Origin of the sequence: Pseudomonas sp. 5Ae-yellow, from assembly GCF_014077575.1 — a bacterium.
Classification (GTDB): domain Bacteria; phylum Pseudomonadota; class Gammaproteobacteria; order Pseudomonadales; family Pseudomonadaceae; genus Halopseudomonas; species Halopseudomonas neustonica.
Genome location: NZ_JACGWE010000003.1, coordinates 151,324 through 165,254, shown reverse-complemented (window position 1 = coordinate 165,254; position 13,931 = coordinate 151,324). Strand labels below are relative to the sequence as shown.

Genomic DNA, 13,931 nt, shown 5'->3' with positions numbered 1-13,931 from the left:
TCTCGATTCTAGCCAGCTAATTGTCAGATGCTCGCGGCATAGGTGGGGTTGATGGCGTTGAATAAACGTGGCGGGGCCGCTTTACCCGGTGTGGGATCAGTCAAACAATCCGGTGAAGGGCAGAAAGCTCAGCGCTTGACCGCGTTCTACGCGTGTATTGGCTGGAATCAAAACCAGTCCGCTGGCTTGGCTGGCCGAACTGAGCACCCCTGAGCTTTGGTTGCCAGCAAGTTGAATGCAACCATCGACCAATGTGGCTCTCAGGTATTCATCGCGGTTGCCGGGCCGTTGCCATGCAAACCCGGCGGGCAAAGCAAAATGGGACGGCTCGACGGTGGTACAGCCAAGCCGCGTGAGCAGATAGGGCCGAACCAGCAGGAGGAAGGTTACCAGCGTGGCCGCCGGATTGCCGGGTAGGCCTAGCACCGGCGTGCCGGCGAAGCTACCCAGGGTAAAGGGTTTGCCCGGTTTGATCGCCAGCTTCCATAGCGTGATCTCACCGCTGTCACGCAGTACTTGGCCAAGGCAGTCGGCCTCACCGACAGAAACACCGCCGGAGCTGATGATTACGTCAGCCTGATCCGCTAGCGCGCTTAAACGGCTGCGCGTCTGCTCAGGATCATCCGGTAATATGCCGCCGTCGATAATAGGTTGGCCAAGCCGCTGTAGCGCGCCGATCAAGGTGAACCTGTTGCTGTTGAAAATCTGCCCAGGATGTAGCTGTTCACCGGGCTCAACCAGTTCGTCCCCTGTGGATACCACGGCCACCCGCAACGGACGATGCACGGCCACGCGCGCCAAACCTACCGAAGCGATCACGCCCAGATCCTGTGGGCGCAGGCGCAAACCGGCGCTCAGTACCTGACTCCCGGTCTGTACATCCTGACCTTGCGCACGCACGTTCTGACCTGCGTGTACTGGTTGCATTAGCCGCGCCAAGCCACTTTTGGTCAGCTCGACGTTCTCCTGCATTTCCACGCAATTGGCGCCAGCTGGCAGCGGTGCGCCAGTGAAGATACGCGCGCAGCTGCCAGCCAGTAGTGGAGCCGGGGCCATACCAGCGGTGATCCGCTGGCTGATGGGTAAACCTTCGGCTTGCGCTTTGGCCAGGTCGTTGGCGTTAAAGGCATAGCCGTCCATGGCGCTATTGTCCCAAGGCGGTACGTCATGCGCCGCGATGACGGGTGCCGCCAAAACCTGACCCAAAGCCTGCTCCAACGGTAGTTCGTCAACCGGCTGAGCCGGATGGCTACGGGCGCTGTCGAGCAGTTGCTGCAGGGCTTGGGCAACCGGCATCAGGCTCATGTGCGGCTGCCGCATTGCTCGGTATTATCCAGGTGCTGCACAAAGTTACAGGGCCGCGTGCGCGAATCCAGTTGCTCGTGCAGTATTTTCGTCCAGGCAGTGCGGCAGGCGTTGGTAGAGCCGGGCACGCAGACGATCAGCGTGCGGTTGGCCAAGCCCGCTAGTGCGCGTGACTGTAAGGTAGAGGTGCCGATTTCCTGCCAGGAAATATGCCGGAACAGCTCACCAAAACCGTCGACCATTTTGTCGAGTAGGGGCGTTATGGCCTCGGGAGTACTATCACGACCGGTAAAACCGGTACCGCCGGTGATGAGCACCACCTGCACGTCAGATCGGGCAATCCAGGCCGAAACAGTGGCGCGAATCTGGTAGATATCATCGGGTTGCAACTGGCGATCGGCGAGCTGATGTCCGGCTGCGTTCAGGCTGTCGCTCAGCAATTGGCCGGAGGTATCGCTGTCGAGTGTGCGGGTATCGCTGACGGTCAGAACCGCGATGGAGAGCGGGATGAAGGGCGCGTCTGGCTTGGCCATACTGGGTTCCTTAAAACGGCTGTGGTGACCGCCGCCAATGCGTGTATCAAGGCGGTCAGCTTTCTATTGAGATAGGTCGAGTGTTATAACACACAGCCATTGATTACCCGAGTTTTGCACTATGTTTGGCGCTTCGACCCACACCTCACTTTTGCTCGCCGGTGGCCGTGGCAGCAGGCTGGCCGGACGTGACAAAGGCTTGATGTCTTTTCAGGGCGAGCCGGTTGCGGCGCACTTGAGTAAGTTGCTGCGCAGTATGGGTGGCGAGCTTTTGATCAGCTGCAATCGTAATCAGGCGACTTACAGTGCTTGGTCCGATCGGCTGGTGGCTGATGATGAGCCTGATTTCCCTGGGCCGTTGGCAGGCATTCTGGCGGGTTTGCGTGCGTGCACCACGAGTCACTTGCTGGTGGTGCCCTGTGATATGCCGCGGGTTGATGAGGATTTGCTGCAGGGCTTGCTTAGCTGTGCTGCGCGTCATCCACGGGCGCCGTGTATGGTGCGTGTGGGTACGCGTTGGCAGCCGCTGCTCTGCGTTATTCCACGCACGCTACTGGCAGAGATGGAGGCAGCTTGGCAGCAAGGGGAGCGTAGCCCGTTGCGCTGGCAATTAGCGCAGAACCCCGGCTTTTATGATTTATCTGAAGACGATGTGCGATTGCATAACGCCAACCATGGCGCTGACTGGCGTTAGCGCTAACCCTCGGAAAACGGTCATGATTTCTCAGCCGACCTCTTGAACGATTCGATCATTGAGGTAAAATATTCGCCCATGACGGAGTGTAGCGCAGCCTGGTAGCGCGTCTCGTTCGGGACGAGAAGGTCGCTGGTTCGAGTCCAGCCTCTCCGACCATATCCGTGTTGATTGATTTGCTCAATCAGCCAAAAAAACAAAGCCCGCTTATGCGGGCTTTGTTGTGTCTGTCAGCTATAAAAATCAGACTTTTGCTGCGGGCTCGTCCAGTTCTTCACCCAAAAAACCGCCGGACTGGCGTGCCCACAGATTGGCATAGAGACCGCCGCGTGCGACCAGCTCAGCATGGCTGCCGTCTTCGATGATGCGGCCCTGGTCCATCACGATCAGCCGGTCCATCTCGGCGATGGTGGAGAGGCGATGGGCAATGGCTATCACGGTTTTGCCCTGCATCAGCTTGTTCAGGTTTTCCTGAATCGCCGCTTCGACTTCGGAATCCAGCGCCGAAGTAGCCTCATCCAGAATCAGGATAGGGGCATCCTTGAGCATGACGCGGGCGATGGCGATACGCTGGCGTTGACCGCCCGATAGTTTGACGCCGCGCTCACCCACATGCGCATCAAAGCCACGGCGGCCCTTGGCGTCCTCCAGTTCGGCGATGAAGGCATCTGCTTCGGCACTGTGCGTCGCCTCCCGCATCAACTGCTCGTCCGCATCCGGGCGACCATAGAGGATGTTGTCGCGCACTGAGCGGTGGAGCAGGGAGGTGTCCTGCGTGACCATGCCGATCTGTGCCCGCAAGCTGTCTTGCTCGACGTCGGCAATATTCTGACCGTCGATCATGACTCGGCCGGACTCCACGTCGTAGAAACGCAGCAGCAGATTGACCAGTGTTGATTTGCCCGCACCGGAGCGGCCGACCAGACCGATCTTTTCGCCAGGTTTGATATGCAGGTTCAGGTCAGCCATGACCCCGTGGCCTTTGCCGTAATGGAAGTGCACCTGATCAAAGTGAATCTCGCCCTGGGTCACCCGTAGCGGCTTGGCATCAGGTTGGTCGTCGACCTGCTGCGGGCGTGAAATCGAGTTGATGCCGTCCTGCACAGTGCCAATGTTTTCAAACAGGGCAGAGAGTTCCCACATAATCCACTGCGACATGCCGGACAGGCGCAGAACAATACCAACCGCCACGGCAACCGCGCCGACGCTGATGGAGCCTTGTGTCCAAAGCCAGATCGCCGTACCGGCAACGCCAAGCAATAGCAGTGCATTGAGCAGATAGAGCAGGCTATAGAGCGTGGTGACCAGACGCATCTGCTGGTGCACGGTGAGCATGAAGCCGTCCATGCCTTCACGGGCATAGCTCGACTCGCGCTTGGCGTGGGAAAACAGCTTTACCGTTTGAATATTGGTATAGCTGTCGACGATGCGACCGGTCATGACCGAGCGTGCGTCAGCCTGGACTTCTGCGACCTTGCCCAGCACCGGCACATAATGGCGCATGAGCAAAATGTAGCCGATCAGCCAGGCAAACATGGGCAGCGTTAGCCGCCAGTCAGCCATGCCGACCAGCAGCAGTGTGCCGATGAAATAGACGCATATGTAGTTGAGTACGTCGATCAGCTTGATGACGCATTCGCGTACCGCGAGGGCGGTCTGCATCAGTTTGGTGGCGATGCGTCCGGCGAACTCGTCCTGATAGAAGGCCATTGATTGTTTGAGCAGGTAACGGTGTACCAGCCAGCGGATGCGCATGGGGTAATTGCCCATGAGCGTTTGATGCGTCAGCAGGCTGCTGCTGAATACCAGCAGCGGTAGCACGACCAGTGCCATCAGAGCCATACCGACCAGTTTCCAGCCCTCGTTTTGCAGGAAGGTTTCCCGGCTTTGGCCTGATAGCCAATCGACGATATTGCCTAGAAAGGCAAACAGCCAAACTTCGGTCAGCGCAATACCGGCCGTGAGAATAGCGGCGAGGATGATGTAGGGCCACGCGCCACGGGTAAAGTGCATACAGAACGGCAGCAGCTTGCGCGGCGGCTCGCTCAACTCGGCAGCGGGGAAGGGATCAAGGCGGTTTTCAAACCAGCGAAACATGCAAAAGGGCCTGTGGCTAGGTGAGCAGGCCGAGCATTATGAGCGCCGCGATTGCAGCCCTCAAGGGAAGATTGGTAACAGTGAAAGCGCACAGACCACGGACTGGGTGCCGTGGCCTGTTCGCATCATTAATCCAGTGCTTGCAGCAGCAGGTCAGCCAGCACGCGCGAGCCCGCCGCTGTTGGATGAATGCCATCGGCTTTGATGTACAGCGCTTCCTTGCCGGCAAAGGCAGCGCGCACGTCAACAAACTTCACGTTCATGCCGGGATAGGCGGCACTCTTGTAGTCCATGCTGTAGTTGTTGATAGCGCGCAGCTCCTCAGCACCACCGGTGGCGTTGTAGTAACCGAGGAAGATGATTTCCTCAATACCGTCGTCACGCATGTCCTCAACCAATGCAGCAATTTTGTCTTCCAGCTCGTTGAGCAGCGGCATGCAAGCACTCAGTGATGGACGGCAGCTGTTTAGCTGGATGTCATTGCCGCCACCATTAAAGATCACGGTTTTGATACCTGTCTTGTTGGCACGTGCATATTGACGTTCCACCGAATAAAGACGCGAGCAGAGCACGTTACCGCCACTCAACTGACAGCCTGAGCGCGCATAGGTCTCGATGTTTTCATCCAGGTCGGATTCCAGATAATCGTGAATGTCGCCGGAAAGAGCAAATATCGAATCGCCCAGAATCATGGTGTCGGGCGTGCGGGAGCCAGGGTTCGTTGCTTGAGCCGTACCGCTTAATAGCAGCCCTACGGCCACGATGGCTAGGCTGCCTTTGATGAGTGTTTGCATCAGCTGCATGAGTATTCCTCTTATTGTTGTTAGCACGCAGTCTCACCTGAAACATAAGTCAGGCATCGATTGAAACTTAATGATGAGACAAAAGTGGTTAATGCCTCTGCTGATGGTAGGTATTTGTTCAGGATTGGGCAGCCACCCAAATAGGCGAGACGTTCGTGTTATGTGACGCACAGCCCAGTCAGCTGCGCATCAGAGGAAAAGCCTCCCAGCCTTGACGGCAAACACGCGGTGGGCTTTGTGGTTAGTGCCCTTTGACCTCGCGTTTGAGCAGCCGTTGATCATAAATCAGCACTAGCCATGCAAGTGCACCCAGCACCACCCCGGTAGCGCAGGTCGCACCCCAGCCGCCATGGCTCCAGGCAGCCGCGCCCAGGGCCGAGCCGCTGGCAGCACCGATAAAGTACACCGTCATGTACACCGCATTAACCCGTGCCTTGGCCTCTGGCGCCAGGCGGTAGATAACGCTCTGATTGCTGATGTGTATTGCGGGCAAGGCGATATCGAGTAGCAGTAGCGGCAGCAGAAACAGCCACAGGTTGCCCAGCCCCAAATACAGTCCCAGCCAGCCCAGCAGGAGCAGCACCAGTGCAAAGGTACTGACCACCTGGCCGCGTCCTCGGTCTGCCAGTCGGCCTGCCAGGTTGGCGGTAATGACGCCACCAATCCCGAGCAAGCCAACGAGGCCGATCTGGCTATCACTCAGGTGATACCCGGGGCCTGATAGCAGCAGTGCCATGGTTGAAAACAGGACGCTGACCGAACCAAATACCAGACCGCCAAGGATGGCCCGGCTACGCAGGCGAGGGTAGGTTATAGCTAGCGCCAGCAGTGACTTCAGGGTGGCGGCATAGCTTTTTGGATGCGGATTTCGTGCCTTTGGCAAAATCAACCAGAGTGTCGCCGCGAGTACCAGCATCAGCACCGCAGTAACGCGGTAGACGGTGGTCCAGCCGTCCACTTCGGACAACAGGCCGGCGGCAGTGCGCGCCAGTAGAATACCAGCCAACAAGCCGCTCATTACCAGTCCAACAGCTCTCCCGCTGCGCTGCGGGTCCGAGAGATTGGCCGCCATGGGAACCAGGGTTTGTGCCGCCACCGAAAACAGACCGGTGATCAAGGTCCCCAAGAGCAGCATGCTGAAATTGTACGCATAGCCACTGATCAGCAAGCCGGCTGCGGCGATCAGCATCAAGCCGACTGCCAAGCCCCGTTGCTCCAGTTTGTCGCCCAGAGGAACAAGAAACAGCAGGCCGACGGCATAGGCTACCTGCGACAGGGTAACCGTGGTGGCGGCCAGTCCTTCGCTGACGCCAAGCGACAGCGCTATTGAATTCAGCAGCGGCTGATTGAAATAGTTAGCCCCGGCACATAGACCAGTGGCGATGGCCATTAGTAGCAAGGTACCCGTGGTGAGGTAGCTGCTATGGCTAGAGTTGTCGATATTCAATCCTTGGTTTTCACTCATGCACCTGTCGCCTCAGTCGCGCCGATGCAAGCGGTTGCGTCTATTTCTATCAGCATGCCGTCGAGTGCCAGCCGGGGTACCGGAATTAGCGTGCACGCTGGTGTGGGGTGACCATCCCAGGCCTTGCGTAAGGCCTGGCTGATATGGTCAAGCCGCTGCTGGTTGTGGTCTACCACCAGCACCGTCAGGCGCACTACATGCTGCAGCGATGCCTGTGCTGCGGCCAGGGCTATACGTAGATTACTCAGGCAACGTTGTAGCTGCGAGGTAAACCCTTCAGCCAAAAGCCCGCTGGCATCTTCGCCACCTTGACCTGCTACGAAAACCCAGCGCGCGTTGGTTGGCGCGATCACTACATGTGAGTAGCCGTTGGGTAGGGGGTCGTAGAGTCCGGCAGGGTTGATTGCTAGGGCTTGCTGGTGACTGGAAAATGGTTGCATTACTGTTTCATCCTGGACATTGCGGGTAGGTGTCGCGCACTTTAAAATCTCAACCTAACTTGAGGTCAAGCAAAACTCTCACCAGGGGCGATGGCTGTGAAAATGCAACATAAGCAGGGCACAGAATACAGCAGTATTGGTGTCGGAGAGGCTGCTGAGCGCAGTGGGCTCGCTATTTCCACGTTGCATTTTTATGAGTCGAAAGGGTTGATCAAGGCTTATCGCACGGCGGGCAACCAGCGCCGTTACCCGCGCTCAGTGTTACGGCGGCTTGCCGTGATCAAGGTGGCGCAGCGGGTTGGCGTATCCTTGACTGAAATAGCTGAAGCCCTGCAGGCTCTGCCCGCCGAGCGCACGCCTGGGCTCCGTGATTGGCGCCGTTTATCGCGGCACTGGCAGCAGTCATTGGACGAGCGTATTCATGCCTTGACCCAGCTGCGTGATCAGCTAGACGGCTGCATCGGTTGCGGTTGTCTATCTCTCAAGGCCTGCCCGCTGCGTAACGCCGGTGATGAGTTGGCCGGTGATGGTCCAGGGCCGCATTTTCGCGAGTAATTGTTAATCGTCTTTATGCCGATTGCGCCAAGTCATTCGCACTGGTTTGGCGCTTTTGTCTGCGGCTCCTTGCCTGCTTATCGAACCAGTCCGTCTGTTGCTCTTTTCCCTATGCTGCTGGTTGATGTCTCCCTGAGCGAGGATGTCCTTCGTTTACCAGTGAGGAGGTCGGCCAGCTAAATACGATTTTCCCGCAGGGCGTCTGTGACTACAGTAAGCCGGACCTTGGCCGGCCAGCTGGCTGAGGCTGAACGGCGGTCGCAACCAAAAAAGGCGCCTTGTGCGCCTTTTTTTGCCGTTAAGTCTCGTGCAATTGCGTTCAATACAAGGCTGGGTGTTCTGGGCACTATGGCGTTAGCGGGGCAATGCGGCCTCGGTAATATGGGTGCCTGTAGATGTTGTCGGTCGTTATTTCCATGTTGGCTTTCTCGTTGGTCGGCTCTATTGCACCGGGTCCGGTGTGTGTGGTCGCAGTCAGTTCTGCGGCGCAGGCCGGATTTTTCCGTGCACTGGGTTTTGTGCTGGGCGCCACTATTGGTTATACGCTGATGGTGATATTGGTCGGGCTGGGCTTACTCGGTAGTCTGCAGCGCCAGCCAGCTATCATGCAGGCCCTGAGCTGGATTGGTGCCGCCTATTTGTTGTATCTGGCCTGGCGCATCGGGACCTCAGGGGCGGCGGTAATGGACTTAAATGAACAGCATAAGGTCCCGGGGTTTTGGGCGGGCGCCTGGGCTCAGTGGTTAAACCCCAAGGCCTGGTTGTTCTCGGTCTCAGGTATCGGCATGTTTGTCAGCAGCGCAGAGCCCGGTGCAGGTTATTTGGCGATTTTTACTCTGCTATCACTATTGATGTGCCTGCTTGGCGTGGGTAGCTGGGCACTGGTCGGTCATCTGCTGGGGCGGCGTTTGTCCGGCCATCCTGCGCTGCTGTGGTTCAATCCGTTGATGGGCTTGTTGCTGGCGGGCAGTGTGGGCCTTATTCTGACGCATTAGAGAACGGAGCGAGCAATGGCTGAATCGACATCACAGTTTCTGCAGCGCAGTCCGGCGTTGCCCTTTGTCGAGCTGCGTCAGGCTGATCGTTCCAGCGCCTGCTATCAGCAGCATACCCATGATGAGTTTTCCTTTGGGCTGATAGATCAGGGGCACACGCTGTACCGTAACCGTGGTCAGTCGCAGCCTATTGGCGCAGGCAGCATGGTAACGGTTAATCCGGGCGAGGTGCACTCCTGTAATCCGGCGGCGGGTCTGTGGTCCTATCGGATGATTTTTTTGAACGCCGCCTGGTTGGGCGAGTTGCAGCGCGAGTTATCGGGCGGTAGCGCTGACTACCAGTGTTTCCCTGAGGTGACGAATAGGCGCTCGGATGCAGGTAAGCGTTTTGATCAGTTGTTTGCCAGTTTGCTCCAGGCGGATACGCCTTTGGCGGCGCAAACTCAGTTAATAGAGCTCATGCAGCCGCTATTCGCTGCCGAGCCGCTCGCACCTGAAGCTAAACATGGTGGTGTGTTGCTGGCGCGGGACTTAATCATGGATCAGCTCGATGCCAACCTGCAGCTGGATACCCTGGCCGAGGTTGCCGGCCTCAATCGCTATCAACTGATTCGTGGCTTCAAGCGAGAATTTGGTCAGGCACCGCATGCCTATCAACTGGATGCAAGGATCAAGCAGGCGCGGGTTCAGTTACGTCGGGGAGCATGCAGTCTGAATGGGCTGGCGCTGGATCTGGGGTTTGCCGATCAAGCGCATTTTCAGCGTCATTTCAAACTGCGTACCGCGCTTACGCCCGGACAGTACCGAGCGTTTTATCGCGCAGCCTGAGGCTCAAAGCAGTTCGATATGATCGCTGTGAATGCTGATTTTTTCCTGTTTGAGCAAACCGCCGATGGCTTTCTTGAAGTTACCCTTGCTGACGCCAAACATGCGGCTGATCGCTTCTGGCGTGCTTTTGTCGCTGAGTGCCAGGGTACCGTCGTTGTCCAGCAGCTTCTGTAGGATCTGATCCTGCAGTTGATCGCCAGCGGCAGCGCCGACAGGCTGCAGGCTGAGGCTGATTTTGCCGTCAGCACGCATTTCGCGGATGTAGCCGGTTTCGTGCTGGCCGCCGCGCAGGTACTTGAAGGCCTCGTTCTTGTGAATCAGGCCCCAATGCAGACCGTTGATAATTGCCTTGTGGCCAAGATCAGTGCGCTCGACTACGAGTAGCTCGACTTGCTCGCCGGCTTTGTAGCGCGCTGGGGTCTTGTCCAGATATCGGTCGAGGCGGCTGGTCGCGATTACGCGGCTGGTGTGCTTGTCCAAGTAGAGATGCACCACCACGTAGCTGCCTTCTTCCAGCGGCTTCTTCTGCTCTGAGTAGGGCAGCAGCACATCTTTGGGCAGGCCCCAATCCAGAAATAATCCGACATTGTTCTTGGCGACCACCTTGAGACTGGCAAAGTCGCCGACCTGTGCCTTGGGCTGCTCGGTGGTGGCGATGATCTTGTCTTCGCTGTCGAAGTAAATGAATACGTTCAGCCAATCGCCGACTTCGGTCGGCTCATCCTTGGGGATGTAGCGATTGGGCAGCAGAATATCGCCGTCATTACCGCCATTGAGATACAGGCCGAAACCGGTGTGTTTGACGATTTGCAGTCTGTTGAAGCGTCCGATGTCGGCCATGCTGGTTTTCCTGAAAACGATAATTGGCCATTGTAGCAGGGCCGGGCGCAGCAACGCAGGGCGTATTACTCTTGCCTGGGTTGCAACAGCTCGTCAATGCTGCGTGCTTCAATCTCGTCGGAGTCAAACAGCCTCTCCAGATCGGCGCGGGCTTCGCGCGCTGTCTGTATCACCGCGGCAGCGTCGTCATAGACTTTATGCTGGGCTGCCAGCACCTGTTCATCGTGCTGTCGAAAACGCTTCAGCCGTGAGTCGGCTTGCGCTTCACTCAAACCCAGTCCGGTCAATATGTGTTTGCTCATTTCCAGGCTGGAGTGGAATGTCTCGCGCACCGGCAAAGCCCCCAGATCGATCAGCTTGTGCACATGTTGCCGGTTGCGGGCGCGCGCGATTATCGTCAGTTGCGGGTAAAGCCGGCTTACCAGCTCGGCGGTTTTCAGATTGGTTTCCGGGTCGTCGGTGGTGATGATGAAGTACTCAGCCTTATCGACCTGGGCGGCGCGCAGTATCTCCGGACGCAGGGAGTCGCCATAGAAAATCGGCATGTCGCTGCTCATGGCACGTGACATTTCGATGCTGTCTACCGATGTCTCCAGGCCGATGTAGGGTATGCGTTGCGCGCGCAACACACGGGCGATGATCTGCCCCATACGGCCCATACCCGAAATCACCACGCGCGGCGCAGCGGCATCAATCTGTTTGTATTGCTCGGGCACCTCGACGGTTACCGGCTTGGGCTTAATCAGCTGTGACAGCAACAGAATGATCAGGGGCGTCACGGCCATCGATAGGGTGATGGCCAGTACCAGCATGCTGTGCATGCGCTGGTCAAACAGCGCTTGATCGCGGGCCATCTGGAATACCACAAAGGCGAACTCACCGCCGGCGGCCAGCACCACGCCGAGCCGCAGGGCACTGAGACGGTTGAGCCCGCCAGCGGCGCGGCCAACCAGGTAGATCAACGGCAGCTTGCAGCCGATGATCATCGTGGTCAGTAGCAACACCGCGCCGGGGCTGCTCAGCAGCAGACCGATGTCGGCTGTCATGCCTACGCTGATAAAAAACAGCCCAAGTAGCAGCCCCTTGAAGGGTTCAATTTGTGATTCCAGCTCGTGACGGTACTCTGAGTCTGCCAGTAGCAGGCCGGCGAGGAAGGCGCCGAGCGCCATGGAGACGCCTACGCTTTGCATCAACCAGGCGGTCCCGATGACGACCAGCAGGGCGGTGGCCGTTGATACTTCCTGTAAGCCGGTTCTGGCCACTATGCGAAACACCGGCCGCAACAGATAACGTCCGCCGACCACGATAATGGCGATGCTGCCGACGATCTTGATGATCTGCTCAAGATTGCTACTGCCGCTCGTCTCGCTGGCAGCGTTGCCCAGCAGCGGAATCAGCGCAATCAGCGGGATGGCGGCGATGTCTTGAAACAGCAAAATAGCAAAGGCCAGGCGCCCGTGGGGGCTGGTCAGCTCCTTGCGTTCAGCGAGAATCTGCAGGCCGAAGGCGGTCGATGACAGCGCCAGTCCAAGGCCCAGTATCACCGCGGTGTTCAGCTGTTGGTGCATGCCAAAATAGGCTACTGAGCCAATCAGGCCGCCGCACACCAGTACTTGCGCCAGGCCCACGCCAAATACGGACTTGCGCATCACCCAGAGCCGACGCGGTGATAGCTCCAGGCCGATGATAAACAGCAGTAGCACGACCCCCAGCTCGGAGATATGGCGGATGTCTTCGGGGTGATCTATCAGATTCAGCACCGAGGGCCCGATGACTACGCCTGCCAAGAGGTAGCCGATCACTGCGCCCAGGCGCAAACCTTTGGCCAGCGGTACCGCCGCAACAGCGGCCAGCAGGAAGACAACGGCGACGAGAAGGAAGCTGCTTTGTTCGTGCATGAAGGGTTCCAGGACACAAACGGCAGCCAGACTGGAGTAAGTGAGGCTACCGCATAATACAGGCGAGAAAGAATGGGCTGATAATACGCCTTGAACCGCTCTGTGTGATCGCTTTTATCGGTTATCGACGGGCTTTTTTCAGTGTCTCGGCAATCATGAATGCCAGCTCCAGCGACTGGTCGGCATTCAGCCGCGGGTCGCAGTGGGTGTGGTAGCGATCAGACAAACCGTCTTCGGTCACCGGTGTGGCCCCGCCAATGCACTCGGTCACGTTTTGCCCGGTCATCTCGATATGAATCCCGCCAGCCCAGGTGCCCTCGGCGCGATGTACCGCGAAGAACTGTTCTACCTCGGCCAGAATGCGCGCGAAATCACGAGTTTTGTAGCCGCTTGAGGCCTTCATGGTATTACCGTGCATGGGGTCCGAGCTCCACAGCACGTGCTTTCCTTCACGCTCAACCGCACGCACCAGCGCCGGCATATGCTGCTCTACCTTGTCCGCCCCCATGCGCACTATCACGTTGATTCGATCGTCGCGGTTGCCCGGGTTGAGCCGGTCTATCAAACGCAGCAGATCGTCCGGGTCGGTGGTGGGGCCAGCCTTGATGCCAATCGGGTTGTGAATGCCGCGCATAAACTCAACATGAGCGCCGTCCAGCTGACGCGTGCGATCGCCAATCCAGAGCATGTGTGCAGAGCAGTCGTACCAGTCGCCGGTCGTGCTGTCGCGGCGGGTAAAGGCTTGCTCGTAGTTTAGTAGCAAGGCTTCATGCGCGGTAAAGAACGCGGTTTCACGCAATTGCGGGCTGTGATCATTATCAAAGCCGCAGGCGCGCATGAAGGCCAGGCTTTCGTCGATGCGGTCGGCCAGTTGCTGGAAGCGATCGGCCATCGAGGAGTTGGCAATGAAGTCCAGGTTCCATTGATGCACCTGATCCAGACTGGCAAAACCGCCCTGGGCGAAGGCGCGCAGCAGGTTCAAGGTGGCGGTTGCCTGGTGGTATGCGCTCAGCAGGCGCTGTGGGTCAGGCGTTCTGCCAGCCGCGTCGAACGCTATATTGTTGATGATGTCGCCGCGGTAAGCGGGTAAAGTCACGCCGCCCTGGGTTTCGTCATCGGCTGAGCGTGGTTTCGCAAACTGACCGGCCATGCGGCCAACCTTGACCACCGGACAGCCGGCGGCAAAGGTCATGACAACGGCCATCTGGAGCAGTACTTTGAAGGTATCGCGAATCTTGGGTGCAGAGAATTCGGCAAAGCTCTCCGCGCAATCGCCGCCTTGCAGCAGGAAGGCACGACCTTGAGTTACTTCCGCAAACTGACGGCGCAGCTCACGGGCCTCGCCAGCAAATACCAGGGGTGGGTAGCTTGCCAGGGTGTCCTCTACGCTCAACAAGGCCTGTTGGTCTGGGTAGGTGGGTTGTTGCAGAACGGGCTTGCTGCGCCAGCTGTCAGGTGTCCAGATTGCGGTCATGGGC

At 58.0% G+C, this 13,931-nt stretch carries 13 protein-coding genes, 1 tRNA gene and 1 pseudogene; 6 read left to right on the top strand and 9 right to left on the bottom strand.

The features are described 5' to 3' along the window. Positions 1-96 precede the first annotated feature (96 nt). Together glp and moaB are read right to left on the bottom strand one after the other, a co-directional pair. On the bottom strand, positions 97-1,305 hold the full coding sequence (glp, locus tag H4J77_RS03760; RefSeq protein ID WP_259364707.1) for a gephyrin-like molybdotransferase Glp: 1,209 nt from the start codon (positions 1,303-1,305) through the stop codon (positions 97-99). After that, positions 1,302-1,838: a molybdenum cofactor biosynthesis protein B gene (gene moaB, locus H4J77_RS03755; protein ID WP_123890210.1), complete on the bottom strand. Its 537-nt coding sequence runs from the start codon at positions 1,836-1,838 to the stop codon at positions 1,302-1,304. The genes glp and moaB overlap by 4 nt, the downstream gene beginning before the upstream one ends. A gap of 121 nt (positions 1,839-1,959) precedes the next feature. Here moaB and mobA point away from each other — a divergent pair, with 121 nt between their 5' ends. Both mobA and H4J77_RS03745 read left to right on the top strand, forming a co-directional pair. Beyond that, positions 1,960-2,532, top strand: a complete 573-nt coding sequence (mobA, locus tag H4J77_RS03750) for a molybdenum cofactor guanylyltransferase MobA (RefSeq protein ID WP_182247060.1) — start codon at positions 1,960-1,962, stop codon at positions 2,530-2,532. An 82-nt stretch (positions 2,533-2,614) separates the two neighbouring features. After that, positions 2,615-2,691: transfer RNA gene (locus H4J77_RS03745), tRNA-Pro, on the top strand. Between the two features lie 84 nt (positions 2,692-2,775). Here the strand turns inward: H4J77_RS03745 and H4J77_RS03740 are convergent. From H4J77_RS03740 to H4J77_RS03725, 4 genes are all read right to left on the bottom strand, one after another. Continuing rightward, positions 2,776-4,629, bottom strand: a complete 1,854-nt coding sequence (locus H4J77_RS03740; protein ID WP_123890208.1) for an ABC transporter ATP-binding protein — start codon at positions 4,627-4,629, stop codon at positions 2,776-2,778. A gap of 128 nt (positions 4,630-4,757) precedes the next feature. After that, positions 4,758-5,432, bottom strand: coding sequence for an SGNH/GDSL hydrolase family protein (locus H4J77_RS03735; protein WP_182247058.1), 675 nt, complete (start codon positions 5,430-5,432; stop codon positions 4,758-4,760). Positions 5,433-5,673: 241 nt separating this feature from the next. Next, complete coding sequence (locus tag H4J77_RS03730; RefSeq protein ID WP_182247056.1) at positions 5,674-6,897, bottom strand: MFS transporter; 1,224 nt, start codon at positions 6,895-6,897, stop codon at positions 5,674-5,676. Continuing rightward, the gene (locus tag H4J77_RS03725) at positions 6,894-7,337 is read right to left on the bottom strand and encodes a RidA family protein (RefSeq protein ID WP_182247054.1); all 444 of its coding nucleotides are present in this window, start codon (positions 7,335-7,337) and stop codon (positions 6,894-6,896) included. The genes H4J77_RS03730 and H4J77_RS03725 overlap by 4 nt, the downstream gene beginning before the upstream one ends. 102 nt (positions 7,338-7,439) lie before the next feature. Here H4J77_RS03725 and soxR point away from each other — a divergent pair, with 102 nt between their 5' ends. The 4 genes and pseudogenes from soxR (at position 7,440) to H4J77_RS03710 (ending at position 9,715) form a co-directional block, all read left to right on the top strand. Further along, entirely contained in the window at positions 7,440-7,892 is a 453-nt protein-coding gene (gene soxR / locus H4J77_RS03720; RefSeq protein ID WP_182247086.1) for a redox-sensitive transcriptional activator SoxR, read from the top strand. Between the two features lie 161 nt (positions 7,893-8,053). Beyond that, positions 8,054-8,137, top strand: a pseudogene (locus H4J77_RS20290) (DUF6351 family protein); the annotation flags it as partial. A gap of 150 nt (positions 8,138-8,287) precedes the next feature. Beyond that, positions 8,288-8,887, top strand: a complete 600-nt coding sequence (locus H4J77_RS03715; RefSeq protein WP_182247052.1) for a LysE family translocator — start codon at positions 8,288-8,290, stop codon at positions 8,885-8,887. 15 nt (positions 8,888-8,902) lie between these two features. Then, positions 8,903-9,715: an AraC family transcriptional regulator gene (locus H4J77_RS03710; protein WP_182247050.1), complete on the top strand. Its 813-nt coding sequence runs from the start codon at positions 8,903-8,905 to the stop codon at positions 9,713-9,715. A 3-nt stretch (positions 9,716-9,718) separates the two neighbouring features. Here the strand turns inward: H4J77_RS03710 and H4J77_RS03705 are convergent, their stop codons facing one another. From H4J77_RS03705 to H4J77_RS03695, 3 genes are all read right to left on the bottom strand, one after another. Then, positions 9,719-10,555 carry a S1 RNA-binding domain-containing protein gene (locus tag H4J77_RS03705; RefSeq protein WP_123890202.1) on the bottom strand — a complete coding sequence of 279 codons (837 nt, stop codon included), beginning with the start codon at positions 10,553-10,555 and terminating at the stop codon, positions 9,719-9,721. 65 nt (positions 10,556-10,620) lie between these two features. Further along, positions 10,621-12,453 (bottom strand): monovalent cation:proton antiporter-2 (CPA2) family protein, encoded by a 1,833-nt coding sequence (locus tag H4J77_RS03700; RefSeq protein ID WP_123890201.1) that lies wholly within the window; start codon positions 12,451-12,453, stop codon positions 10,621-10,623. 121 nt (positions 12,454-12,574) lie between these two features. Then, the gene (locus H4J77_RS03695) at positions 12,575-13,927 is read right to left on the bottom strand and encodes a class II 3-deoxy-7-phosphoheptulonate synthase (RefSeq protein WP_182247048.1); all 1,353 of its coding nucleotides are present in this window, start codon (positions 13,925-13,927) and stop codon (positions 12,575-12,577) included. Positions 13,928-13,931: the final 4 nt, after the last annotated feature.